This is a genomic window from Campylobacter sp. BCW_4319, assembly GCF_001764435.1.
In the GTDB taxonomy this organism is placed as follows: Bacteria; Campylobacterota; Campylobacteria; order Campylobacterales; family Campylobacteraceae; genus Campylobacter_D; species Campylobacter_D jejuni.
In genome coordinates, this window is the sequence record NZ_MKAQ01000002.1 from 61,914 (window position 1) to 87,149 (window position 25,236).

At 29.2% G+C, this 25,236-nt stretch carries 31 protein-coding genes, 1 tRNA gene and 1 pseudogene; 26 read left to right on the forward strand and 7 right to left on the reverse strand.

Annotation, left to right across the window (positions count from 1 at the left end; all coding sequences use genetic code 11):
- Positions 1-171 precede the first annotated feature (171 nt).
- From AJN56_RS00715 to AJN56_RS00735, 5 genes and pseudogenes are all read left to right on the forward strand, one after another.
- Positions 172-302: pseudogene (locus AJN56_RS00715) on the forward strand (hypothetical protein).
- Entirely contained in the window at positions 299-1,303 is a 1,005-nt protein-coding gene (locus tag AJN56_RS00720) for a Fe(3+) ABC transporter substrate-binding protein (RefSeq protein ID WP_009881850.1), read from the forward strand. Before AJN56_RS00715 ends, AJN56_RS00720 begins: the two are co-directional and overlap by 4 nt.
- Positions 1,303-2,919 (forward strand): ABC transporter permease, encoded by a 1,617-nt coding sequence (locus AJN56_RS00725; protein WP_002869056.1) that lies wholly within the window; start codon positions 1,303-1,305, stop codon positions 2,917-2,919. The genes AJN56_RS00720 and AJN56_RS00725 overlap by 1 nt, the downstream gene beginning before the upstream one ends.
- Positions 2,903-3,811, forward strand: coding sequence for an ABC transporter ATP-binding protein (locus AJN56_RS00730; protein ID WP_011812693.1), 909 nt, complete (start codon positions 2,903-2,905; stop codon positions 3,809-3,811). Before AJN56_RS00725 ends, AJN56_RS00730 begins: the two co-directional genes overlap by 17 nt.
- Positions 3,812-3,852: 41 nt before the next feature.
- Positions 3,853-5,058 (forward strand): saccharopine dehydrogenase family protein, encoded by a 1,206-nt coding sequence (locus AJN56_RS00735; RefSeq protein WP_070246198.1) that lies wholly within the window; start codon positions 3,853-3,855, stop codon positions 5,056-5,058.
- Between the two features lie 12 nt (positions 5,059-5,070).
- Here AJN56_RS00735 and AJN56_RS08830 read toward each other — a convergent pair whose 3' ends face one another.
- The 3 genes from AJN56_RS08830 to sodB form a co-directional block, all read right to left on the reverse strand.
- Entirely contained in the window at positions 5,071-5,433 is a 363-nt protein-coding gene (locus AJN56_RS08830) for a hypothetical protein (protein WP_002870694.1), read from the reverse strand.
- Positions 5,434-5,542: 109 nt separating this feature from the next.
- Complete coding sequence (locus AJN56_RS08835; RefSeq protein ID WP_002857297.1) at positions 5,543-5,761, reverse strand: hypothetical protein; 219 nt, start codon at positions 5,759-5,761, stop codon at positions 5,543-5,545.
- Between the two features lie 68 nt (positions 5,762-5,829).
- Positions 5,830-6,492, reverse strand: coding sequence for a superoxide dismutase [Fe] (sodB, locus tag AJN56_RS00750; RefSeq protein ID WP_002851662.1), 663 nt, complete (start codon positions 6,490-6,492; stop codon positions 5,830-5,832).
- A gap of 267 nt (positions 6,493-6,759) precedes the next feature.
- Between sodB and AJN56_RS00755 the strand changes: the two genes are divergently transcribed.
- Positions 6,760-6,942, forward strand: a complete 183-nt coding sequence (locus AJN56_RS00755) for a hypothetical protein (protein ID WP_002851904.1) — start codon at positions 6,760-6,762, stop codon at positions 6,940-6,942.
- A gap of 135 nt (positions 6,943-7,077) precedes the next feature.
- Here AJN56_RS00755 and AJN56_RS00760 read toward each other — a convergent pair.
- Positions 7,078-7,152, reverse strand: a tRNA-Glu gene (locus AJN56_RS00760).
- 147 nt (positions 7,153-7,299) lie between these two features.
- Here AJN56_RS00760 and AJN56_RS00765 point away from each other — a divergent pair.
- Complete coding sequence (locus AJN56_RS00765; RefSeq protein WP_002851996.1) at positions 7,300-7,863, forward strand: manganese efflux pump MntP family protein; 564 nt, start codon at positions 7,300-7,302, stop codon at positions 7,861-7,863.
- On the opposite strand, the gene miaA is transcribed toward AJN56_RS00765, so the two are convergent.
- Positions 7,849-8,718, reverse strand: a complete 870-nt coding sequence (miaA, locus tag AJN56_RS00770; RefSeq protein ID WP_070246196.1) for a tRNA (adenosine(37)-N6)-dimethylallyltransferase MiaA — start codon at positions 8,716-8,718, stop codon at positions 7,849-7,851. The two genes, AJN56_RS00765 and miaA, sit on opposite strands and share 15 nt — an antisense overlap.
- Before the next feature lie 70 nt (positions 8,719-8,788).
- On the opposite strand from miaA, the gene mqnP reads away from it, so the two are divergent.
- From mqnP to trxB, 19 genes are all read left to right on the forward strand, one after another.
- Complete coding sequence (gene mqnP, locus AJN56_RS00775) at positions 8,789-9,673, forward strand: menaquinone biosynthesis prenyltransferase MqnP (protein WP_070246194.1); 885 nt, start codon at positions 8,789-8,791, stop codon at positions 9,671-9,673.
- Positions 9,664-10,161, forward strand: coding sequence for a hypothetical protein (locus AJN56_RS00780; protein ID WP_002854663.1), 498 nt, complete (start codon positions 9,664-9,666; stop codon positions 10,159-10,161). Before mqnP ends, AJN56_RS00780 begins: the two co-directional genes overlap by 10 nt.
- Positions 10,158-10,673 (forward strand): DUF6115 domain-containing protein, encoded by a 516-nt coding sequence (locus AJN56_RS00785; RefSeq protein WP_002851715.1) that lies wholly within the window; start codon positions 10,158-10,160, stop codon positions 10,671-10,673. Before AJN56_RS00780 ends, AJN56_RS00785 begins: the two co-directional genes overlap by 4 nt.
- Before the next feature lie 12 nt (positions 10,674-10,685).
- The gene (gene moaA, locus AJN56_RS00790; protein WP_002868437.1) at positions 10,686-11,648 is read left to right on the forward strand and encodes a GTP 3',8-cyclase MoaA; all 963 of its coding nucleotides are present in this window, start codon (positions 10,686-10,688) and stop codon (positions 11,646-11,648) included.
- A 2-nt stretch (positions 11,649-11,650) separates the two neighbouring features.
- Positions 11,651-12,394 (forward strand): 7-carboxy-7-deazaguanine synthase QueE, encoded by a 744-nt coding sequence (locus AJN56_RS00795; protein WP_002851883.1) that lies wholly within the window; start codon positions 11,651-11,653, stop codon positions 12,392-12,394.
- Positions 12,391-12,972 (forward strand): 6-pyruvoyl trahydropterin synthase family protein, encoded by a 582-nt coding sequence (locus tag AJN56_RS00800; protein ID WP_002854192.1) that lies wholly within the window; start codon positions 12,391-12,393, stop codon positions 12,970-12,972. Before AJN56_RS00795 ends, AJN56_RS00800 begins: the two co-directional genes overlap by 4 nt.
- Positions 12,972-13,397, forward strand: a complete 426-nt coding sequence (locus AJN56_RS00805; RefSeq protein ID WP_002854243.1) for a c-type cytochrome — start codon at positions 12,972-12,974, stop codon at positions 13,395-13,397. Before AJN56_RS00800 ends, AJN56_RS00805 begins: the two co-directional genes overlap by 1 nt.
- On the forward strand, positions 13,397-13,804 hold the full coding sequence (locus AJN56_RS00810) for a membrane protein (protein ID WP_002851635.1): 408 nt from the start codon (positions 13,397-13,399) through the stop codon (positions 13,802-13,804). Before AJN56_RS00805 ends, AJN56_RS00810 begins: the two co-directional genes overlap by 1 nt.
- Before the next feature lies 1 nt (position 13,805).
- Positions 13,806-14,462 (forward strand): 16S rRNA (uracil(1498)-N(3))-methyltransferase, encoded by a 657-nt coding sequence (locus AJN56_RS00815; RefSeq protein ID WP_002854340.1) that lies wholly within the window; start codon positions 13,806-13,808, stop codon positions 14,460-14,462.
- A 78-nt stretch (positions 14,463-14,540) separates the two neighbouring features.
- Complete coding sequence (gene rpmE, locus AJN56_RS00820) at positions 14,541-14,741, forward strand: 50S ribosomal protein L31 (protein ID WP_002851603.1); 201 nt, start codon at positions 14,541-14,543, stop codon at positions 14,739-14,741.
- A gap of 2 nt (positions 14,742-14,743) precedes the next feature.
- On the forward strand, positions 14,744-15,568 hold the full coding sequence (gene rsmI / locus AJN56_RS00825) for a 16S rRNA (cytidine(1402)-2'-O)-methyltransferase (protein WP_002857320.1): 825 nt from the start codon (positions 14,744-14,746) through the stop codon (positions 15,566-15,568).
- Between the two features lie 13 nt (positions 15,569-15,581).
- Complete coding sequence (gene rlmB / locus AJN56_RS00830) at positions 15,582-16,265, forward strand: 23S rRNA (guanosine(2251)-2'-O)-methyltransferase RlmB (RefSeq protein ID WP_002857441.1); 684 nt, start codon at positions 15,582-15,584, stop codon at positions 16,263-16,265.
- Positions 16,258-17,196: a membrane protein gene (locus AJN56_RS00835; protein WP_002857583.1), complete on the forward strand. Its 939-nt coding sequence runs from the start codon at positions 16,258-16,260 to the stop codon at positions 17,194-17,196. The genes rlmB and AJN56_RS00835 overlap by 8 nt, the downstream gene beginning before the upstream one ends.
- The gene (locus tag AJN56_RS00840) at positions 17,190-17,996 is read left to right on the forward strand and encodes a hypothetical protein (protein ID WP_002857300.1); all 807 of its coding nucleotides are present in this window, start codon (positions 17,190-17,192) and stop codon (positions 17,994-17,996) included. The genes AJN56_RS00835 and AJN56_RS00840 overlap by 7 nt, the downstream gene beginning before the upstream one ends.
- An 11-nt stretch (positions 17,997-18,007) precedes the next feature.
- Complete coding sequence (locus AJN56_RS00845) at positions 18,008-19,210, forward strand: LL-diaminopimelate aminotransferase (protein ID WP_002857324.1); 1,203 nt, start codon at positions 18,008-18,010, stop codon at positions 19,208-19,210.
- A 3-nt stretch (positions 19,211-19,213) separates the two neighbouring features.
- Positions 19,214-20,461 carry a homoserine dehydrogenase gene (locus AJN56_RS00850; protein WP_002857451.1) on the forward strand — a complete coding sequence of 416 codons (1,248 nt, stop codon included), beginning with the start codon at positions 19,214-19,216 and terminating at the stop codon, positions 20,459-20,461.
- A complete protein-coding gene (locus AJN56_RS00855) occupies positions 20,461-20,799 on the forward strand; it encodes a YraN family protein (RefSeq protein WP_070246192.1) in 339 nt (112 codons plus the stop codon). Before AJN56_RS00850 ends, AJN56_RS00855 begins: the two co-directional genes overlap by 1 nt.
- A gap of 56 nt (positions 20,800-20,855) precedes the next feature.
- Positions 20,856-21,170 (forward strand): thioredoxin, encoded by a 315-nt coding sequence (trxA, locus tag AJN56_RS00860; protein ID WP_002778629.1) that lies wholly within the window; start codon positions 20,856-20,858, stop codon positions 21,168-21,170.
- Between the two features lie 133 nt (positions 21,171-21,303).
- On the forward strand, positions 21,304-22,242 hold the full coding sequence (trxB, locus tag AJN56_RS00865) for a thioredoxin-disulfide reductase (protein ID WP_002885293.1): 939 nt from the start codon (positions 21,304-21,306) through the stop codon (positions 22,240-22,242).
- Positions 22,243-22,279: 37 nt separating this feature from the next.
- Here trxB and AJN56_RS00870 read toward each other — a convergent pair whose 3' ends face one another.
- On the reverse strand, positions 22,280-24,061 hold the full coding sequence (locus AJN56_RS00870; protein WP_002868925.1) for a PhoX family protein: 1,782 nt from the start codon (positions 24,059-24,061) through the stop codon (positions 22,280-22,282).
- Positions 24,062-24,195: 134 nt separating this feature from the next.
- A partial coding sequence (locus AJN56_RS00875) for a methyl-accepting chemotaxis protein (RefSeq protein ID WP_002867986.1) occupies positions 24,196-25,236 on the reverse strand: 1,041 nt, incomplete at its 5' end.

A 25,236-nucleotide genomic window follows, 5' to 3' on the forward strand; every position in this document is an offset into this window, starting at 1 on the left:
AATTTTAATCAACTTTATTTAATCAAGAGTTTATTAAAAATCATAAATTTATCAACACATGTGTCAAAAATAAACCTCTTTATTCTTTAAAGAAATATAAAAATATAAAGATTACGTCATATTTACTTTTTAATATTAATATTTCTTATCAAAATATCTAAAAAGGAATTAATGTCTATGAAAAAAATAATTTTATTTTTACTATGCGTTGGCTTTGCTTTTGCTTGCTCTGAACATTCTCATACTGATTTTAAAGATCTTAATAAAACCGAGTATAATTCTCAATAAAGGATAAAATATGAAAAAAATCTTTCTTATGTTTTTAACGGCTTTTTCATTTTTAGGTGCTAGTGAGCTTAATATTTACTCAGCAAGACATTATGATGCTGATTTTGAAATCATCAAAAAATTCGAAGAAAAAACAGGTATTAAGGTCAATCATACTCAAGCTAAAGCTTCAGAACTTATTAAAAGGCTTTCTCTTGAAGGAAGTAATTCCCCTGCTGATATTTTCATCACAGCTGATATTTCAAATCTTACAGAAGCTAAAAATTTAGGACTTTTATCTCCTGTTTCATCAAAATATTTAGAAGAATTTATACCTGCTCATTTAAGAGATAAGGATAAAGAATGGTTTGCGATCACAAAAAGAGCAAGAATTATTGCTTACAACAAAAACGCAAATATTGACATTAGCAAAATGAAAAATTATGAAGATTTAGCAAGAGCTGAATTTAAAGGAGAAATTGTTATGAGAAGTGCTACAGCTCCTTATAGCAAAACTCTTTTAGCATCTATTATAGCTAATGATGGAAATAAAGAGGCTAAAGCATGGGCTAAAGGTGTGCTTGATAATCTTGCGACAAATCCAAAGGGTGGAGATAGAGATCAAGCCAGACAAGTATTTGCAGGCGAAGCTAAATTTGCAGTTATGAATACTTATTATATAGGGCTTTTAAAGAATTCTAAAAATCCAAAAGATGTAGAAGTGGGGAATTCTTTGGGTATTATTTTTCCTAATCAAGACAATAGAGGAACGCATATTAACATTAGTGGTATTGCTATGACAAAATCAAGTAAAAATCAAGATGCGGTTAAAAAATTTATGGAATTTATGTTAAGTCCTGAAATTCAAAAAATTCTTACTGATAGTAATTATGAATTTCCTATAAGAAATGATGTAGAATTAAGCCAAACGGTAAAAGATTTTGGAACTTTCAAAGAAGATCAAATCCCTGTGAGTAAGATAGCAGAAAATATTAAAGAAGCGGTTAAAATTTACGATGAAGTCGGTTTTAGATAATGTATAAAACCTTAAAATACTATAAACTCGGGGCAATTTTACTTGCCCTTTTTCTTGCTTTACCTATTTTTGGTATTTTTGCTGAACTTTTTTATATTTTATTTCAAAATTTTAATACAAGTAATTTAACCCAATTTTCATCTATTAAAGAAAATTTGAGTCATTTTTTTGATTATTTATTTTTAAAATTCATCAAAGATACTTTTATAATTAGCATGGGAGTATTGTGTTTAAGCTTGATTTTGGGTGTGAGTTCTGCTTATTTGATCGCAAATTATGATTTTTATTTCTGTAAAATTTTAGAAAAATTACTCATTTTACCCTTAGCCATACCTGCTTATATTTTAGCCTTTGTTTATGTGGGAATTATGGATTTTCAAGGATTTTTTCACGAAAATTTTGGCTTTAGGATAGATTTTTTCAATCATTATGGTGTTATTTTTGTTTTGGCTATTTCTTTATATCCTTATATTTATTTATTTGCTAAAACAGCCTTTAAAAGTGAAGCTAAAGAGGCTTATGAAGTAGCTAAAATCATGAAGTATTCTGAATTTAGAATTTTTACACGCGTGGCACTTTTGAGTGCAAGACCTGCCATTTTTTCTGGAGCTTTATTGGTTTTAATGGAAACTTTGAGTGATTATGGTGCAAGTGCTTATTTGGGAGTGGATACTTTTTCGGCTGGAATTTTTAAACTCTGGTATGATTTGAATGATTCTTATTCTTCTAGTGTTTTATCGGGTATTTTAATGCTTTTTGTATTTTTGATTATGTATGTGGATTATTATTATAAAAATAAACATCATTATAGTTTTAATCAAAATTTAGCTCTTTTTATCAAAAAAAGAAAATTAAATCCTATTAAACAAATTCTATCCTGTATTTATTGTTTTATGATTGCTTTTGTAGGTTTTATTTTACCTTTTATTTGGCTAGTTTATTGGGGGCTAAAAGATCATAAGCTTTTTGAATCACAATTTTATATTATCAGTTTTCAAACTATAATCTTAGCTTTAGTCACTGCTTTAATTACCACTTTTTTAGCTTATTTTTTGATGTTTAGTTCTAGGATAGTTAAAAATCATTTTTTTAATTTATTTATTTTAAAAATAAGTTCTTTGGGTTATTCTATACCTGCTGCTGCTTTAGGGATTAGTATTATAGTGCTTTTTGTATTTTTGGATAAAATTTTTCATATGAGTTTATTAGGAAATTCTTTACTTGTTCTTGTTTTTGCTTATGTAATTCGTTTTTTAGCGAGTGCAATTTATTCTTTAGAAGGAGGTTATAATAAAATTCATCTAAATATTGATGAGGCAAGTTTAAATTTAAGAACGAGTTATTTTATTTTATTTTTTAAAATTCACACACCTTTAATGAAACATTTTTTATTTTTGGCTTTTATTATTGTTTTTATTGATACGATTAAAGAACTTCCTTTAAGTAGAATTTTAGCGCCTTTTGGCTTTGAAACTTTAAGTGTTAAAGCTTTCTGGTTTGCAAGTGATGAAAGAATTTATGATGCAGCTTTGCCTTCCTTGTTTATCGTTTTTCTTTCTTTAATGGTTGTTGTTTGGATGGATAAAATCACAAGGAAAGATGATGTTAGAAATTAAAAATTTATCTAAAAATTTTGGAAAAATACAAGCTTTAGAAAATATCAATCTTCATGTCAAAGAAGGAGAATTTTTAAGCATTTTAGGAGGTAGTGGAAGCGGAAAAAGCACGCTTTTAAGGATTATTGCTAAGCTTGAACAAGCTAGTTCTTATGATTTGTTTTCTTGCAAAGGTGAAGTGGCTTTGATGTTTCAAAATTATGCTTTATTTCCTCATTTAAATGTTGAGAAAAACATACTTTTTGCACTTTACGATAAAAAAGATAAAAATCAAATTTTAAATCATTTGCTTAAAACTTTTGAAATTGAAGATTTAAGATATAAAAAAATCGATGAAATTTCAGGAGGGCAAGCGCAAAGAGTGGCTTTTGCTAGAGCTATAGCAAGAGGATGTCAGCTTTTGCTTTTAGATGAACCTTTTTCTAATTTGGATCAAAATTTAAAACAGGATTTAAGAAGAGAATTGAAAAAAATGATAGAAAATCAAGGCATTACGGCTATTATGGTAACTCATGATATTGAAGATGCTTATTGCATGTCTGATCAAATCGCTTTTTTAGAAAAAGGAAAAATTTTAGCTCATGCAAATCCTAAAGAACTTTATTTTAAACCTGATTTTAAAAGTGCACAAATTTTACCTGATTTAAATATCATAGAAGAAAAACTTGATTTAGAAGATGAATTTTTTGCTTGGATAGCTTCAAAAAATTATATTTTTGGTTATGCAGAGCTTAAAATAGGAAATCGCTTTGAGGCTAAAATTTTACAAAAAGAATTTTTAGGGGCTTTTTGTAGGCTAAAATTACTTTATAAAAATATAATTTTTTTTATTTTGGTGAGTTCAAGTTATGATTTAGAAGAGAAAATAAGTTTTGATATTATCAATTTTTAGTTTAAATTTGATAAAATCAAAAAAATTTTTGAAGGATAGGAATGAAAAATCTTTTAATCATAGGCGCAGGTGGGGTAAGTCGTGTGACTACTGTAAAATGTGCAATGAATTCTGATACTTTTAGTAAAATCACTTTAGCTAGTAGAACAAAAAGCAAATGTGATGAAATCGCTGCTTTTATCAAAGAGCGTTTAGGGGTTCAAATTGAAACGGCACAAATTGATGCTGATGATAGCAATGCAGTTGTAGAACTTATCAAGAAAACAGAAGCACAAATTTTACTCAATGTGGCTTTGCCTTATCAAGATTTGAGTTTAATGGATGCTTGTATAAAAGCAAGAATTGATTATGTAGATACGGCAAATTATGAACATCCTGATTTAGCTAAATTTGAATACAAAGAGCAATGGGTGAGAAATGATGAGTTTAAACAAGCAGGAATTTTAGGACTTTTAGGAAGTGGATTTGATCCTGGTGTAACTAATGTTTTTTGTGCTTATGCACAGCAAAATTTATTTGATGAAATTTCTTATATAGATATTTTAGACTGCAATGCAGGTGATCATGGCTATGCTTTTGCGACCAATTTTAACCCTGAAATCAACCTGCGTGAGGTTTCTGCTAAAGGGCGTTATTGGGAAAATGGCAAGTGGATAGAAACGCAGCCTATGGAAATAAAAATGGAGTGGGATTATCCAGAAGTAGGTGTGAAAGATAGCTATTTGCTTTATCACGAAGAACTTGAGAGTTTGGTAAAAAATATCAAAGGTTTAAAAAGAATACGCTTTTTTATGACCTTTGGACAAAGTTATTTAACTCATATGAAATGTCTTGAAAATGTTGGAATGTTAGGGATTAAACCTGTGATGCACCAAGGAAAAGAAATCATTCCTATAGAATTTCTAAAAACCTTACTTCCTGATCCTGCAAGTTTGGGACCACGCACTAAAGGTTATACCAATATAGGTTGTGTGATTCGTGGTAAAAAAGATGGAAAAGACAAGCAAGTTTATATTTATAATGTTTGCAATCATGAAGAATGTTATAAAGAAACTGGTGCACAAGCTGTGAGCTATACTACAGGTGTTCCTGCTATGATAGGTACGAAATTAATCGCTAAAGGGATTTGGCAAGGAAAAGGCGTGTTTAATATGGAAGAATTTGACGCTAAGCCTTTTATGGAAGAACTGAATTCTCAAGGACTTCCTTGGAAGATTATCGAAATGACTCCAAGCTTAGGAGAGTAAGTGCTAGAGCACTTACTTTTGTCCTATATAAATAAAGTGCTCCACACTGCCTTCAAAATTATACAGATTAATTAATTCATAATCTCCCCAAAATAAAGGTTTAAAAGGTTTAAAATCTTCTTTTAATTCTTCTATGTCTTTAGTAAAGCGTATATATGAAGAACCACTCAATCTACCACTTGGACATCCTTTTACTTCACGCAAGCCATTATCCATAAGTTCTCCTCTTTCATACATACTATAGCCTTTATCGCTCATCATGGTTGCAAATATAATAGCTCCTTCATTGCATAGTTCATAAAATTCTTGCACAGCTTCTTTAAAAGCTTGTTTTGTAAGATAATATAAGCTTTGATTTGCAAATATAAAATCCATTTTTGTATTGAAGAGTTTTTTAAAGCTAGAATTAGGAGATATGATGTGAAAATTTTTAGAATCTAAGCAAGGATCTTTTTCCCAAACTTTTTTTAAACTAGGAACTATATCAATGCCATAAGGCTCTATACCCCCCCCCGGTTATATTTTTAAAATACTTAGAATGCACTCCATTTCCGCAACCAAAATCAAGTAATTTTCCACTTGTTTTGCTTAGTTTGTATTTTAAGATTCTCTCGTAAAATCTTATAACATGACCATCAGGATATTGAAGTCCATAACCTTCTTTGTCATATTTTTGAGTATATGCAGATAAAGAATTATCCATTTTTGTCCCTTTTTGTGTAGAATGTTGACTTAATGTCAAAATCCATTCTAGCACAAAAAAGATTAAAGTTATTTTACAGGGTGAAGTTCATTTGCATAAAAGCTAACTGATCCCATGCCTTCTTTTAAAGCCCATTCGTAAGCTTTTGCAACAAATTCCCAGTTAATATGAGCATAGAATTTTTCTAAATAAGCAGGGCGTGCATTGCGATGATCTACATAATAAGCATGTTCCCAAACATCTACAACAAGTAAAGGAACTTTATCTTCAGTAATTGGTGTAGCTGCGTTTGAAGTACCTACAAATTCTAGTTTTTGATTTTTAGTATTATAAACTAACCAAAACCATCCTGAACCAAAAACTCCTGTAGCACCTTTGATAAATTCAGCTTTGAAATTTTCTAAAGATCCAAATTCTTTTTCTAGTGCCGCTTGTAAATTAGCATCTATACTTTGACATGAACCGCCACAGCCACAGCCTGTACTTGGCTTAATGCAATCAAAATAAAAATCATGATTATAAACTTGAGCTGCGTTATTAAATACGCCCCCATTTGAAGTTTTGATAATACTTACAAGATCTTTACCTGCAAATTCAGTATCTTTAATAAGATTATTTAGATTTGTAACATAAGTATTGTGATGTTTTCCATGATGATAGCTAAAAGTTTCAGCACTCAAAAAATCACCAAAAGCATTGGTATCATAAGGTAATTTTCTTAATTCAAACATAATTTCTCCTTTATTTTTAGTTTGATATTGAAAATATTACCATAATAATATTAAAAAGAGTAAAAATATCTTAAAAGCTTAGTGGGTAAAATTTCTATTTATTTAACCTAAATAAAATAAGATACATTTATAATATATTTTAATAATAATTTAAATATATTATAAAAAATTATATTTTTTTGAAATATTTTTACAAAAATATCTATTTGTTGATTTTTAATAATTACAATTAATTTGCAACTAAAAATTATTCATAAGGAGGAAAATATGAAAAAAGTTGTACTAATCTCAGCATTACTAGGTGCTTTCGCAGCTAATGTTTTTGCAGCTAATACTCCAAGCGATGTGAATCAAACACATACAAAAGCTCATCATTCAAAAGCTAAAGCTGATAAAAAACATGAAGCTAAAACTCACAAAAAAACAAAAGAGCAAACACCAGCTCAATAATGCCCAGCCTTGATATAAGTCTATAATAGACTTATATCAAAAGCTATTCGTATTCTACAAAATAAATTATTAATATTTATTAAATTTCAATAGAAAAAATGAAAAAATTGTTATTTTAAAAGAAAAATTAAAAAGTGGTGACCCATACGAGACTCGAACTCGTGTTACCGCCGTGAAAGGGCGATGTCCTAACCGCTAGACGAATGGGCCACTTTTAAGGAGTAAAAAATAAAAATGAAATTGAATTATATATATTTATTTCTTAAAATTTAATTAAATATATCAAAATTATGTGATTTTTATCTTTGTTTAATTATAATTTCATCTTCAATTTTTTATAAAATTTTAGGATTTATTATGGATTTTTATAGTCTTATTTTTTTATCCTGTGCTTTAGGAATGGATGCTTTTGCTGTATCACTATGTAAAGGTTTTAGTGTTAAAAAACTACATTTAAAACATTATCTTATTGTTGGAATTTATTTTGGTGGATTTCAAGCTTTGATGCCAACTATTGGTTATTTTATAGGCATAACTTTTGCATCTTTTATTGCGAGTATTGATCATTGGATAGCTTTTATTTTACTTTCTTTAATAGGATTAAAAATGATCAAAGAGTCATTGGAAAATGAAAATTGCGATAGTAATGCCAATCAATTTGGCTTTAAAACCATGCTAGCTTTAGCAATTGCTACGAGTATCGATGCACTAGCAGTTGGTGTGAGTTTTGCATTTTTAAATGTAAATTTATTATTAGCTATATTTTTAATAGGTATTATCACCTTCATTTTATGTATCATTGCTCTAAAAATAGGGAATAAATTTGGAATTTATCTTAAAAATAAAGCTGAACTTTTAGGCGGATTGGTTTTAATTATACTAGGAGTAAAAATTCTAATAGAACATTTATTTTTCGATTGAAAATTTCATTCTTAAAGTAGCTAAAGCTTTATCAAATTCCAAGGCTTTACTTTGAAATTTTTTATTAAAAGTTCTTTGTCTTTTGGCAAGTTGTGTAGTATGTATCGTGATTAAATTTTCAAGCTCTTTAAAGGAAATTTCTCCATCTAAATATTCTTTACACTCTTTCAAACCTATAGAATTTAATGCTTTAAGTTTATGATCAAATTTAGAAAAAAGAATTTTTGCCTCATCTAAAAGCCCATTATCAAGCATTTCTTTTGTTCTAGTTTGAATGCGTTTTTTTAAAATTTCTTTATCCCATGAAAGCTCATAAATTTCTATATCTTTAAGTACCCCAGTTTTTTGCGTCCTTTTTAAAAATTCACTAGGAATTTCTCTTGTTTGTTCATAAATACCCAGCCATTTTTTTAATCTATAAGTATCATTTTTTTCTATTTTATAGTTTGGATCAATATTTAATAAAAGAGTATAAATTTCATCATTATTTAAAGAACTCTTTGATTCTAAGGTTTTTTCACTTAAACCATCTATCATAGTTTTTAAATAAAATCCAGTTCCACCTACTATAATTAGAGGTAAATTTCTAGCTAAAGCAAATTCTTTTGCTTTTTGATATTCTCTTATGAATAACTCAACATTAAAATGTTCATTCACACTCAATAAATTTACCCCAAAGTATTTTATACTCGCAAGATCATCTTGTGAAGGCTTGGCACTTGCTATATTAATCTCTTTATAAACACAAAGACTATCAAGACTTAAAACAACAGCATCAAATTCTCTTGCTAAAGTATTGGCTATGTATGTTTTTCCACTCGCGGTTGTTCCTATTAATGCTATTTCAAAAAACATTTTAATATTTATCCTAAAATTTATAAAAATTTTAGTAAAATCATAGCAAAAAATATTTTAAAGTAGAAAAATGAACACATTCTGGATAAAATTTAAAGATATTTTAGAGCTTGTAGTATTTAAGCATTCTATTTTTGCTTTACCTTTTTTATTTTCCTCTATGATTGTAGCATCAAAACTTGCAAACGACACTGCTTGGTTTGGTTTTAAGGCATTGATTTTAGGCATTATTTGTGCAGTAGGTGCAAGAAATTTTGCGATGGCTACAAATCGTTTAATGGATGAAGATATAGATAAAGATAATCCTCGTTGTGCAAATCGCCCTAATGTCAGTGGAAAAATAGGTAGAAAAAGCGTATGGATTTTTATCATTATTAATGCACTTATTTTTATATCATGTTCTTATTTTATTAATACCTTAGCTTTTTATTTGTCTTTTCCTGTTCTTTTTGTGTTGGCTATTTATTCAGCTTTTAAACGCTTTAGTTCTTTAGCACATTTAGTTTTAGGATTTTGTTTAGGACTTGCACCTATTGCAGGAAGCGTTATAATTATGGGTAAAATTCACATTTATAGCGTTATTTTATGTTTAGGTGTAACTTTTTGGACAGCTGGGTTTGATCTGCTTTATTCTTTACAAGATATGGAGTATGATAAAAAAGTAGGACTTCACTCTATTCCTGCTAAATTTGGCTCAAAGGCTACTTTATTTATATCAGCTTTTTGCCATATTTTAGCAGTATTATTTTGGCTTCTTTTTGTGTGGGAAGTTTGGGGTGTAGCACTTGGAAAAATAGCACTTATTGGAGTAATTATAAGCGGTATTATTTTAGCCTTAGAGCATAGGATTGTCCATAAAAATTTTGCTCATATTGATAGAGCATTTTTTACTTTAAATGGTTATTTAAGTATTATCTTTTTTATTTTTATTTGGATTGATTTATTATGGAATTAACACTTTTTAAAGCAGGATTTGAAGCTCATTTAGAATGTTGTGAAATAGAAAATAACCGTTTTCTTGGAGAATACCTAAAACTTGGAGCAATTTCTCAAATTTTAAAATGGAAAAAACTTGCTTTACGCATTGATTTTGATGAGGGTGAAAAAATTATTTTTGATCTTCTTTTAAGTCTAAAAGAAGATATTTTAAGGCTTGAAAATTCTTTAGATAAAAATAAAGAACTTATACCACTTAAGCAAAAAGGGGTAATAGAATCTTTAAATTTTGAATATCTAAATTTTTTGGATACTATTTTAGAAGAAGATAAAGAATATTATTTAAGATTTGATTTAAATAATCAAAAAATAGCTATTTTTATCAAAGCTCAAAGTCAAACATTGGCAAAAATTATCAAAATTAAGCCTGAAGACAAAATGGCTTTTGATGCTTTTGTTGTTGAAATTCAAAGAAATATGATAAGAAATAAGAAAGGCCAAGAATGAGTGATGATGTGCTTTATTTAGTTTTTATAATTGTGCTTTTAATTGCAATGCTAGCCTATATGAATATCAAAGAAAGAGAAAATAATGCAAAAATAGCAAAACTTCAAAATGTGATAGAAGATATTACCAAAGAACTTCATTATTTTCGTAAAGAATTAGGAGTTAAAGATGATAGCGAAGAGGATGAAGACTATAAAACCTCTCTTTTAAAAGAAGAAATTATGATTGAACTTGATAAACAAATCAGTTCAAAAATCACTCCTGTTTTAAGAACACTAAAAACTATGGAACATATCATAGAAGATTTTCAAAATGAACAACAAAATCGTCTTTTAAATTTGGAACAAAAAGCACAAAGCATGGCTAAACTTACGCCAAATTACGATACAGAAGAACAAAAAATAGAAAATCTTTTCAAAGAAGGAAAAAGCATAGAACAAATCGCTAAAGATTTACGCATTGGCACTGGAAATGTAGAACTTGTCTTAAAATTTAAGAAATTAATAAAATAGAATGGAAAATAAATGCTTATAGATCAATTCGGTAGAAAGATAAATTATCTTAGAATTTCAGTTACACAAAGATGTAACTTTCGCTGCCTTTATTGTATGCCAAAAATTCCTTTCGATTATCAGCCAAAAGAAAATTTATTAAGCTTCGAAGAACTTTTTTTATTTGTTAAAGCAGCTATAGACGAAGGAATTGAAAAAATCCGTATAACAGGTGGAGAACCTTTATTAAGAAAAGATTTAAGTATTTTTATAAAAATGATTAGCGATTATAAAAGCGATATTGACCTTGCTATAACTACAAATGGATTTTTACTAAAAGACTTTGCTAAAGACCTAAAAAATGCTGGACTTAAACGACTTAATATTTCACTTGATACCCTAGATCACAAAAAAGCAAAAACTCTTGCGCAAAAAGATGTATTAGATAGTGTTTTATCTGGAATTGATGAAGCTTTAAATCTAGATTTGAAAGTAAAACTTAATACTGTAGCTCTTAAAAATTTAAACGATGATGAACTGATATCTCTTTTGGAATTTGCAAAATCAAAAAAAGCTCAAATTCGCTTTATAGAATTTATGGAAAATACTCATGCTTATGGTAAATTACAAGGATTAAAAAGAGATGAAATTATACAAATTTTGAGTCAAAAATATCAAATTCAACTTATAAAAAAAGATGAAAAAGCACCTGTGAGTATTTACAAGGCAGATGATTATGAATTTGGAATTATAGATCCTCATAGCCATGAATTTTGCGATTCTTGCAATCGCATACGCTTAAGTGCTGAAGGCTTGTTAATACCTTGCCTTTATTTTGATGAAGCATTAAGCATAAAAGAAGCGGTTCGAAAAGGTGATATTAAAGCCGCTGTAGAAATATTACAAGAAGTATTAAGAAATAAACCAGAAAAAAATAAATGGAGTGTTGTTGATAATGAAACCTCATCTCGTGCTTTTTATCAAACTGGAGGTTAATTTTGCAACTTGTTGAAAGTTTCTTAAGCATTCAAGGAGAAGGCAAATATAATGGAAAATTAGCTATTTTTATGCGTTTTGCTGGTTGCAATTTCAACTGTTTAGGTTTTAATGTAAAAATATCAAAAAACGATAAAACTCTCATTGGATGTGACACGATAAGAGCTGTTTTCACAAAAGATTTTAAAGAAAGTTATGAAACTTTAAATGCTAATGAACTTTTAAAAAGAGTGATAAAATTAAAAAAAGACTTTGATCCTATAGTTGTTATCACAGGTGGAGAGCCATTAATCCATTATGAAAATCCTGAATTTATAGAATTTATCCAAATGTTATTAAAAAATAAATTCGAAATACACTTTGAAAGCAATGGAAGCATAGAAATTGATTTTGATAGATATCCTTTTTACAAAGAATGTATTTTTGCTTTAAGCGTTAAACTCCAAAATAGTGGGATAAAAAAAGATAAACGATTAAATTTTAAAGCTTTAAAAGCATTTAAAAATTACGCAAAAGATAGTTTTTATAAATTTGTTTTAGATGCCAATACTCTTGATAATTCATTTTTAGAAATCAATGAAATTCTAAAAGAAGCTCCAAATCAAATTTTTTGTATGCCTATGGGTGAAAATGAGCAAAACCTTAAAAAAAATGCTCAAAAAATTGCTGAATTTTGTATTAAGAATGGTTATAATTATTCTGATAGAATTCATATTCGTCTTTGGAACGATAAAGAGGGTGTATGATTATAAGAAAATTATTTGAATTTGAAAACGCACACATTGTTAGATTTTGTTCTTCTAAGCGTTGCAAAAGTAGCATTCATGGACATTCTTACAAAGTTGAAGTTTTACTTGAAAGCAAATATTTAGATAATGCTGGAATGGTCTATGATTTTGGACTTTTAAAAACCTATATACGCCAAATTATTGATAGTTTTGATCATGCTATCACTCTTTTTAAATATGATGACGCAAAATATTTAGAAGAAATGAAAAAATATTCAAGTCGTTGGATTTGCCTGCCTGTTAATGTAAGTGCTGAAAATTTTTGTCGTGTATTTTTCATACTTATAGATGCTCTATTAAAACAAACAAAAATGATAAATGGAGAACAAGGAGTAACTTTACAAAGCATCATTGTTCATGAAACAAGAACAGGCTATGCACAAGGTTTTAGAGAAGATGCCTATAGTGAGCTAATGCCAAAAATTTCACTTCAAGACATAGAATTTTCTAATGGCATTAAAGCAGAATGGAATGATATAGATTTTTATAACAAATTAAAAAATGAAGAAATTTTTATAAATCCAAAGGAGATTTAATGCAAAAAGCTAAAATTTTAATTGCCTTAAGTTTTTTTTTATTAGTTTTATCTGCCTGTTCTAATGATGAAAAAAATATTTCCAAGACTCAAAATACAGATCAAGAAGTAGTCCAAATAGAACAAAACGATGAAAAAACAGAATTAAGTGACTCCAACCTGCCTTTACCTGTAGATGATGAAGCACAAAGTTCAGATGATGAACATGAAGCCAATCCTACTATTATCAACTCTTTATATAAACAAAAATGCGCCACTTGTCATGGAGAAAAAGGGGAATTAAAACCTAAAAACAGCACGGCCATTAAAACCTTGGGCAATAAAATTTTTATACAAAAAATAAAAATGATAAAAGATAAAAACCATAGTTTTTTAAGCGATGAACAAATTCAAAATTTAGCTGATTTTATAAACAAAGGAAAATAATGGATCAAAGTTACGAATTCTTTTTAGCTTTACATCTTTATAGTCTTTATGCGAGCGGTTTTTTAATGCTTTTTTATCTTATACTAACACAAGGAAATTTTAAAACCGAATTCATTTTTATTCGCAGAATACGATTATTTTTACCAATTTATTATTTATTTTTAGCTTTGATTATTTTTACAGGTTGCTTGTTATCAGCAATGAAACAATTTCAAATGAATGTCAATATCTGGGTAATGATTTTTTCTTGGATCTTAATTTTTGCCTTAGCAATTTTTCACTTTGTTTGTTTTAAAAAAGCAAGAAGATTTAGAAAATATGCCACTTTTAGATGGATTAGTTGTTTGATTTTACCTTTTGAAATTTTTTTATTGTTTTTGCCTTTTTTAATAGAAAGATATTTATAAAATGCAATTTTTGTATAACAAGCAAGCTGGAGAAGAGTTTATACAACTTCAAGGTGAAAACTTTAATCATTTAAAAGTAAGAAGAGTAAAGGAAAATTCGGAGCTAAATCTTAGAAATTTACAAGATAATTTTCTTTACAACTATACAATCACAAATTTAACAAGAAATTCTTGCACTTTAAAATTTTTAAACAAAAAATCACAAAATATAAAACAAAGTGAATTAAACTTAGCCTTAGCCATTATAGATATTAAAATTTTAGAAAAAACTCTACCTTTCTTAAATGAACTTGGAGTAAAAAAATTACATTTGGTTTTTACAAATTTTTCACAAAGAAATTTTAAAATCGATTTAGAAAGATTTGAAAAAATCATTATTTCTTCTTGTGAACAATGCGGTAGAAATACTAAAATGGATTTAATTATCCACCAAAGCACTCAAGAATTTATTCAAAAATTTCCAAATGCAATTATGGTTGATTTTCAAGGAAAACAACAAAGTCATTTCGATGAAAAAGAATTATATTTTATAGGTCCTGAAGGTGGATTTAACAATGATGAGAGATTATTGTTTAACCGGAAAATCTCTCTTAAAAGCTCTAATATTCTAAAAAGTCAAACAGCTATTATAGCTATAGCTTCAAAAATTTTGCTTTAATTTTTCTTAAATTAATCTCTTTTTTATGTTAAATAATTTATAATCACGGCTTATTGTTTTAATTTTTAAGGAAAACTAATGAAAAAAGAAATTCACCCAGAATACGTAGAATGCAAAGTAAGTTGTGCTTGTGGAAATACTTTTACAACGAAGTCAAACAAAGCAGAATTAAGAGTAGATATTTGTTCAAATTGCCATCCTTTTTTTACAGGCAGTGAAAAAATTGTAGATGCTGCAGGTCGTGTAGAGAAATTTAAGAAAAAATACGCAATGCAATAATTATGCTTTATTTTATTCCTACTCCCATAGGAAATTTAAGCGATATTTCTTTTAGAGCCTTAGAACTTTTAAAGACTTGCGATCTTGTGTTTTGCGAAGATACAAGAGTAAGTAAGTCTTTGATTTCGTTATTAAATACCAAATTTCACACTGATATACATATTTCTAAATTTATAGCCTTACACTCCCATAATGAAAAAGAAGTTTTAGCAAGTATTGATTTAAAGATATTTGAAAAAAATGTAGCTTATTTAAGCGATGCAGGAATGCCAGGGATTAGTGATCCTGGCAAGGCTTTGGTAGAATTTGCACAAGAAAACAATATCACCTATGAAATTTTACCAGGTGCAAATGCAGCCTTAGTTGCTCTTGTAAGCTCGGCATTTTGTCAAAAAGAATTTATCTTTATTGGTTTTTTAGCAAATAAAGGCAAAGAAAGACAAAAAGATATAGAAAAAATTTTAAACTTTCCTTATCCAAGTATTATTTACGAATCCCCCAAACGTATTTTATCTTTAGTAGAACAAATTATGATTCTAGACAGCCAAAGAGAAATTTTTTTGATTAAAGAAATCAGTAAAAAATTTGAAAAAAAATTTAAAGGCAATGCTAAAGAGCTTTCTGAAATTTTAAAAAAGTCTAATTTAAACGGTGAATGGGTTGTAGTACTGCAATCAAAAGAGCAAAATTTTTTGCAAAATACTCTTTGTGAAAAAGATATTATGGATTTAGAGCTGCCTTTAAAAGCAAAAGCAAAATTATTATCAAAGATCAATGGAAAAAATGCAAAAGAAATTTATCAAAAACTGCTTTTAAGTCAAGATTAGGTAAAATTTTAATATGATAGTTTATGGGAAGCAAATATTTTTTTATATTTTAGAATATCATAAAGACTGTATCAATGAGCTTTATTTAGCAAAAGAATGTGATAAAATTACTTTTTCCAAAATCGCAAAATCAGGTTTTAAAATCAAAAAACTTGATTTTAAAACTGCTCAAGCTTATGCGAAAGGTGGAAATCATCAAGGTTTTTTGCTAGATATTAAAGAAAGTTCTTTTGCAAATTTAAATGAGATCAAAAAAAATGATTTTATTGTTATGCTTTATGGAATTAGTGATGTAGGAAATATAGGGGCTATCACGCGTACAGCTTATGCTTTAGGGGTTGGGGCTTTAATTTTTATTGGTGAAAAATTAGCCATGGAAGGAGTAATTCGCACAAGCAGCGGAGCGGCTCTTGATTTACCTATTGTGATAAGCAACGATGCTTTAAGTGTAATAAATGAACTAAAACAAGTAGGTTTTTATTTTTATGCAAGTGATGGCTCGGGAAAAGAAATTCACAGTGTAAAAATAAACAATGGTAAAAAAGTTTTAGTTTTGGGTAGTGAGGGTTTTGGTTTAAGCTCTAAAATTGTAAAAAAATGCGATGAATGTGTGGGCATTGCGATGAAAAATAATTTTGATAGTCTTAATGTCAGCGCTGCTTTTGCAATACTTTGTGATAGGATGTTAAATGCTTAATTGGAAAAAAATACAAGAATTAAATTTAAAAGAAGTTGCAGCAAAAACGCAAATTGAACTTGATTTTCTTGAAGCTTTAGTAGAAAAGAATTTTGCTGTTTTAAGTCGTTTTAATGTTAAAGGTTTTGTTAAAATTTTGAGCAGAGAATACGAACTCGACTTTAGTGATTTTAACGAAGAGTATGAAGCTTATCTTAACGAAAACAATCCTACTCCACAAACAAAATCAAAAATGATAACCCCAAAACTAGATGCTTATAGTCAAAAATCCTCTAACGCTTGGCCTTTTTTGATTGTTCTTATTGTTTTAGTGATTATAGGAAGTGGAATTTATTATTTTGATACACTTAAAACTTTTTTCAAAGATGAACAAAATAATACTAGCGCAACAGTTATAGATATCATAGGACAAGCACAAGAAAATTTAAAATCTTTAGGTGGAAACAATGTTGTTGTTATAGACAACAATAAAGCACAAGAAACAAATCAAACAGAGAGCGTTTTACCAAGCCAAAATATCTCATTACAAGAAAATGATAAAAACATAAGCATAGAAAATAATATCAGTGAAAATAACACAACTCTACTCGATGAAGAAAAAAATACCCAAATCCAAGAAGACACAAATACACCAAAAACTGATTCTTTAAAAGAAGCACATTTTAAAACCTCTACCAAGATTTGGATAGGTTTAATAGATTTAAAAAGTCTTAAAAAAACAAGCTTTGTTAAAGAAAAAGATTTTAATATTTCTTTAGATAAAGATCAGTTAATTTTAACAGGGGCTGCAGCTTTAACAATGTTTGATCAAGAAAATAAAGAACAAAAATTTCCTGCAGGAATTTCAAAACGTTTCTTGATTAAAGATGGAAAAATTACAAGTATTTCAGCTGCTGAATTTGTAAAATTAAATAAAGGTAAAGAATGGTAAAAAAAATTATTATTCTTACTCTTTGGGTTAATATATCTTTTGCAATCTCAAGTCTTGAATTAGCAAAAAATTTAGTAAACAATCCTAGTAAAAATTCTCAACTAGAATTATTATTTTCAAATAATTCTTACATAGATAATAATGGAAATTGTGATATTGCAAAAATATCTCAAATATTAAAAACCAATTCTTTAATTGCCTTAACACTATCAAATCCTCAAAGTCTAAGACTAAATTTTAAAGCAAAAGCTGATGAAGTTATGTTTTTTAAAATTTTATCCGATGTTTTAACAGATGCTGGATATATATATTTTATCCCTACAGATTTGATTTTAAGAGAAGGAAATATTGACTATACCATACAAGTAGAATCTCAATATGTTTTAGATCCTGGAACGCTTTACAATCTCTTAAAAGAAAATTCTGTCTATATAAATAATATTAAGCGTATTGGGGCATATGACTATGAATATGATTTAAATTTTTCCAATGCTGTATTAAAAACCAATACAAATGTTAATTTAAATACTCCAAAATCATTAGAAAAGCCCCTTAAAGACTATGTGCTTGATTTAAAAAATGCTACAAATTTGATTATTGATGCAAATGATTTAGATAATTGGTTTCCTAAAATCTTCTTTTTAGATAAAAATCTCAATCTAATTAAAGCAGTAAAAAGCGAAAATAAAAATAATCATTTTTCAGAACTTATTCCAAATGGTGCTATATATGCTATTGTAAGCGATATGTATAGTTTAGATAATATACGCAGGGGTTTAAAAATCACACTTAAAAAATAAAGGATTAAGAAATGTTTGATGAAATCCGTTTTAATACCATAGAAAGACTTCCAAATTATGTTTTCGCAGAAGTAAATGCGATAAAAATGGCAGCAAGACGTGCTGGAGAGGATATCATCGACTTTTCAATGGGAAATCCCGATGGTAAAACTCCACAACACATTATAGATAAACTTTGTGAAAGTGCTAACAAAGATAAAACCTCGGGATATTCTACATCCATGGGGATTTATAAACTTCGCTTAGCAATTTGTAATTGGTATAAAAGAAAATATAATGTTAATCTAGATCCTGAAAATGAAGTTGTAGCTACCATGGGTTCAAAAGAGGGTTTTGTAAATCTTGCAAGAGCGATTATAAATCCTGGAGATGTTGCTATTGTGCCAACTCCTGCTTATCCTATACATACTCAAGCTTTTATTATAGCAGGAGGTAATGTAGCAAAAATGCCTTTAGCTTATAATGAAAAATTTGAGCTTGATGAAAATCAATTTTTTGAAAATTTGCATAAAACTTTAAATGAAAGCATCCCGCGTCCAAAATATGTCGTTGTTAATTTCCCGCATAATCCAACAACAGTAACTTGTGAGAAAAGTTTTTATGAAAGATTGATAGCAACGGCAAAAAAAGAAAGATTTTATATTATTTCAGATATTGCTTATGCAGATTTAACTTATGATGACTATAAAACTCCTTCTATTTTGGAAATTGAAGGTGCAAAAGATGTAGCGGTAGAAACTTACACTCTTTCAAAATCTTACAATATGGCAGGCTGGCGTGTGGGTTTTGTAGTAGGAAATAAACGCTTAGTCAGTGCGCTTAAAAAAATAAAATCTTGGTTTGATTATGGTATGTACACACCTATTCAAGTAGCAGCTACCATAGCTTTAGATGGAGATCAAACTTGTGTAGATGAAATCCGTGCAACTTATGATAAAAGAATGCACATTTTACTTGAAGCTTTTGAAAATGCAGGCTGGAAACTTCAAAAACCAAGAGCAAGTATGTTTGTTTGGGCAAAACTCCCTGAAAGCAAAAGACATTTAAAAAGTTTAGAATTTTCAAAGCAACTTTTACAACGCGCTAGTGTTGCAGTAAGTCCTGGGGTAGGTTTTGGCGAAGCAGGTGATGAGTATGTAAGAATTGCTTTAATTGAAAATGAAAATCGCATACGCCAAGCTACACGCAATATCAAAAAATATCTAAAAGAGTAAGTTATGAAAGTAGCGATTCTTGGTTATGGCACTGTTGGAAGTGCGGTGGTTAAATTTCTTTTAGAAAATGATAAACTCATTCGTGCAAGGTGCGGTCAAAGCATAACTCCTGTGATCGCTCTTGCTAGAAGTCCTAAAAAAAATGCTTTAATTCCAATTACTCACAGTGTTGAAGAAATTTTAAATGCTGATGTAGATGTTTTTGTGGAGTTAATGGGTGGAGTGGATGAAGCTTTTAAAATAGTGAGTGAAATTTTAAAAAAGAAAAAAGCTGTTGTTACTGCAAATAAAGCTATGCTTGCTTATCATCGTTATGAACTTGAAAATTTGGCTAAAAATTTAGCCTTTGGTTATGAAGCAAGTGTAGCTGGAGGAATTCCTATTATCAAGGTTTTAAAAGAAGGTTTAAGTGCAAATAATATTTTGGCTATAAAAGGGATTTTAAATGGCACGAGTAATTATATTTTAAGTTCTATGAGTCAAAAAAATATGAGTTTTGAACAAGCCTTACAAATAGCTCAAAATTTAGGTTATGCAGAGGCTGATCCAACTTTTGACATAGAAGGACAAGATGCAGCACATAAACTGCTTGTTTTATCAAGTATCGCTTATAATCTTAAAGCTAAACCTGAAGATATTTTGATCGAGGGTATTAGTGAAATTGGGCCTGAAGATATGTATTTTGCTAATGAGTTTGAATTTACCATAAAACTTTTAGGTATAGCTAAGGTGCGTGAAAATAAAGTAGAATTAAGAGTGCATCCTACTATGATAGATAAAGAAAAAATGCTTGCAAAAGTTGATGGAGTGATGAATGCTATAAGCATTAATGGAGATTTGTTGGGTGAAAGTTTGTATTATGGAGCAGGAGCAGGAGGAGAGGCCACTGCAAGTGCTGTGATTTCAGATCTTATGGATATAGCAAGAGATCAGGTAAAAGCACCAATGCTTGGTTTTGTGAATACTTTAGAATACGAGCTTTTAAGCAAAGATGAAATTTATACAAAATATTATTTAAGAGTGAAAGTTGAAGATAAAATAGGGGTTTTATCTAAAATCACACAATTGATGAGTGAAAATAATATTTCTATCGATAGTTTTTTACAAAAACCTAAAAAAAATGATGAAAATTACAGTACTTTGTTTTTTACTACGCATTTAACTTATGAAAAAAGCATACAAAATTTGCTTGAAATTTTACGCAAACAAGATTTTATAAAAACCAAGCCTTTTATGATGCGTATAGAATAATGGGTGTAAAAGCTTATTTAGATGGAATTTTAGGGGAAGATAAGGCTTGTAAATTTTTAAAAAAACAAGGCTTTGAAATTTTAAAAAGAAATTTCCATTCTAAATTTGGAGAAATCGATATAATAGCCAAAAAAGATGAAATTTTACATTTTATAGAGGTTAAATTTACTCAAAATGATTATGAAGTTTCCGAGCGTTTGGATAGAAAAAAACTTGAAAAAATTTTAAAAACTATAGAATTTTATCATCTTAGAAATGGAATTTCATCGGATTTTCAGATTGATCTGATTTGCATTAAAAATGATGTGATACAATTTTGCGAAAATATAAGTTTTTAAGCTGATATTTAAAAAAATAAAATACAATTAGACAAAAATTAAAGAAAGGAAAAATTATGGGAAAATATATTGAATTAACAAGTGATAATTTTGCTCAAGCAAAAGAAGGTGTAGCTTTAGTTGATTTTTGGGCTCCATGGTGCGGACCTTGTAGAATGCTTGCTCCAGTTATTGATGAACTTGCAAATGACTTTGATGGTAAAGCTAAAATTTGCAAAGTAAATACAGATGAACAAGGTGATTTAGCAGCTGAATTTGGTGTTCGCTCTATTCCTACACTTATTTTCTTTAAAAATGGTGAAGTTGTAGATCAACTCGTTGGTGCACAATCTAAACAAGCAATTAGTGATAAACTAAACTCTTTACTATAAACTAAAGGCTAGTATAACTAGCCTTCTTCTTAAAAATTTCAAATTTATACTAAATAATAATTTTTATTAACTACTATTAAGAATAATTTTTATATCATTATTAATAATAAAATTCAATATAAAGGAAATATAAATGTTAGATGTAGCAATCATAGGTGGAGGTCCTGCTGGACTTAGTGCCGGACTTTATGCAACTAGAGGTGGTCTTAAGAATGTAGTAATGTTTGAAAAAGGTATGCCTGGTGGACAAATTACCTCAAGTTCTGAAATAGAAAATTATCCGGGTGTAGCCCAAGTTATGGATGGAATTTCTTTTATGGCTCCTTGGAATGAACAATGTATGCGTTTTGGTTTAAAACATGAAATGGTTGGAGTAGAACAAATTTTAAAAAATAGTGATGGAAGTTTTACCATCAAATTAGAAGGTGGTAAAACAGAACTTACTAAAGCTGTGATAGTTTGCACAGGCTCGGCTCCAAAAAGAGCAGGTTTTAAAGGCGAAGATGAATTTTTTGGAAAAGGTGTAAGTACTTGTGCAACTTGTGATGGATTTTTTTATAAAAATAAAGAAGTTGCAGTTTTAGGTGGTGGAGATACGGCTTTAGAAGAAGCCTTGTATCTAGCAAATATTTGTTCTAAGGTTTATCTTATCCACCGCAGAGATGAGTTTAGAGCGGCTCCATCTACAGTAGAAAAAGTTAAGAAAAACGAAAAAATAGAACTCATTACTAGTGCAAGTGTAGATGAAGTATATGGTGATAAAATGGGTGTTACTGGGGTAAAAGTAAAATTAAAAGATGGTAGTATTAGAGATTTAAATGTTCCAGGAATTTTTACTTTTGTTGGTCTTAATGTAAGAAATGAAATTTTAAAACAAGACGATGGTAAGTTTTTATGCAATATGGAAGAAGGTGGGCAAGTAAGTGTTGATCTTAAAATGCAAACTAGTATTGCTGGACTTTTTGCCGCAGGAGATCTTAGAAAAGATGCACCTAAGCAAGTGATTTGTGCTGCAGGTGATGGAGCTGTAGCTGCATTAAGTGCTATGGCTTATATAGAAAGCTTGCATTAAGATTTTATAAAGTTGCTAAAAGCAACTTTATTTTTATTTAGCTTCCTATCACTCCACCATCAAGTTTTCTTATCATCATTACACTCGATCTTGGCGTTTTTCCATAAGGAAAAGTACTACCTTTTAAACCTTCTCCTGGATGTTGTATGCCTACAAACATTGTAGTATAATCCTCACTAAAAGCAATCCCTGTTAATTCACAAGCAATAGGTCCTGTTAAAAAGCGTCTGATTTCCCCTGTTTTTGGATTTGCTGCTAGCATGCAGTTATTTCCCATGCCTTCGTATTCATCTTTGTTAGAATAAGATCCATCTGTTTGTATCCAAAGTCTTCCATCTCTATCAAATTTAAGTCCATCAGGAGAATTGAATTTATTTTCACTTGTAATATTATTTGAGCCTTTATATAAGCCTTGTTGGTTATCAGGATTTCCAGCAAGAGCAAAAATTTCCCAAGTAAAATCATCGTCTTTATGAGAATTTTTTGGCATCCATTTTAAAATTTGTCCATAAACATTTTTAGTTCTTGGATTTGCTGCATTAGGTTCTTGGCGATTTTTATTATTTGTTAGTGTTGCAAATACTTCTTTAGAACCGCTTTGTTTATGGCTTGCTATCCATTCACATCTATCCATAGGAGTTGCACCTACAATGCTTGCAGCAAGACGCGTATTGATGAGTACTTGAGCTTGAGACTTAAAACCATTTTTTTCATCTAGGCCGTTTTTGCCATATTCTAAAGCTATCCATTTTCCCTGTCCTTTAAAATCTCCCATATTGCCGTTAAACTGTCCTACATACAAAGTGCCTTCATCTAAAATTTTACTTGTATCAGCACCTTTTTTGTATTTATGTTTGCTAACAAATTTATAAATAAATTCATTCATCTCATCATCACCCATATAAACTATAACAGAACCATCTTTTTCTACGATAATTTCTGCATTTTCATGTTTAAAACGCCCTAAAGAAGTTCTTTTAACAGGTGTGCTTTTTGCATCAAAAGGATTGATTTCCACTATCCAACCAAAACGATTGGCTTCATCGATATTTTTAGCTAAATCAAATCTTTCATCAAATTTTTCCCATCCATAAAGACTAGTTTTGTTAAATCCATAGCGCTTAAAGGCATCATTAAATTCTAGATTTTCATCTGAACTTCCAAAAAAATCATCAAAATTTTCTTCACAGGTGATATAAGTTCCCCAAGGTGTTTGTCCATTTGCACAATTTGCAAAAGTTCCATGAACAAATTTTTCATTTTTTAAAACTTCTTTTTTAGCTGCTCCACTTACTTGCATTTTAGTGTTTGCATCGATTCTGCGGTTATACTTAGAGTCTAAAACCACAGTCCAATCATCACCTTTTTTTTCGATTTCTAAGATACTCACACCCACACTGGCTTGCTCATATAAAATATCTTCTTTGCTTAAATTTTTACCATGATGATTAAACATGATTTCAGGATTTATATATTCATTATTAACGGCTAAAATTCCTCTGTTTTTTGAAAGTGGAAAAAAACTCATACCATCATTGTCATCTCCAAAAACCAAATGAGCATTTTTAACTGCATTCATGTCGATGATTTTATTTTCATCATAAGGTTTTGCTTTACTAAAAAGTGGATCACCCCAAGAAATTAAAACCTTTGCTTCATAACCTTGTGGTACTATAACTTTATCTTGTGTGCTTGCACTAACAGCTTTAAAACCTAGCAAATCCTTATCCTTAAGCATAGCAGCACTTAAATTTGAACTTGCAAAAAAAGCCACCATAGAACCTAAAGCTGAACCTTTTAAAAACAATCTTCTTTCCATTTGTTTTTACCCCATATTGAAATTTAAAACAATGGAAGCATAAAAATATTTGGAAACTTTTTAGAAACTTTGATGAAAAATTTAAATTGAAGAAAAAATTTATACCTAGTTTTTCACTAGGTATAAATGACTAATTAAAACCTTTTCTTCTTAACATCTTCTAAGATATTATTAGCTATATCACTTACTGTACTAGAAATAATAGCTGATTCATTAGCAATTTCAACATTATCTTTAGTAGTTTGATCAATTTGAGCTACGCTATCATTGATTTGAGTGATACCTGCAGTTTGTTCTTTAATACTTTCTGCCATATCATTGATAGATTGAACAAGTAAATTAGTATTAGCTTCAATTTCTGATAAAGACTTTTGAGTTCTTTCAGCTAACTTTCTAACTTCATCAGCTACCACTGCAAAGCCTCTACCATGTTCTCCAGCACGAGCTGCTTCAATAGCTGCATTTAAAGCTAAAAGATTGATTTGATCTGCAATATCACCTATAATACCTGTAACATTTTTAATCTCTTCAGATTGAGTGATAACATCACTAGTTTTAACTGAAACATTTTGCATAGAAGAAGTGATCTCTTCTAAAGCTGCTGCAGTTTCTTCTAAAGATTGAGCTTGAGAATTTGAAGAAGTGGTTAAGCTTTGAACAGCAGTTTGTAATTTTCCACTTTCATTAGCTAAAGCATTAGCAAAGTCTGAACTTTGTTTTAGCATTTTAACTATTTCATCACCTAAAGCATTAGTAGTTAATTCTACACTACCGCTAGCATTTTCTAATTTATTTCTAAAGTCTAAGCTTTTGTATTCTTCAAAAATTTTATGAATAGCATTCATATCAGAACCTACTCTAGCTTGTAAAACATCAAGAAGTTTATTTAGAACATTTTTAAGTTCAATCAGTTGTGGGTTTCTTGGATTAGCAGTAATTCTTGCTGTTAAATTACCACCTTCTACAACTGATACGGTTTGAACTGATTCTTTAACGGCTTGATTGTCTTGTTCTAAGCCTCTTTTAGTAGCAAGAATGTTTTCATTGATAGCATTTGAGATTTGTCCAAATTCATCATTGCTTTTTACTTCTATAGTGGAAACATTTTTTGTTTTATAGTTGATAAAATCAAAGAATGAAGTTAAACCTGTTTGGATAGCTGCAAGTGGGGAGAG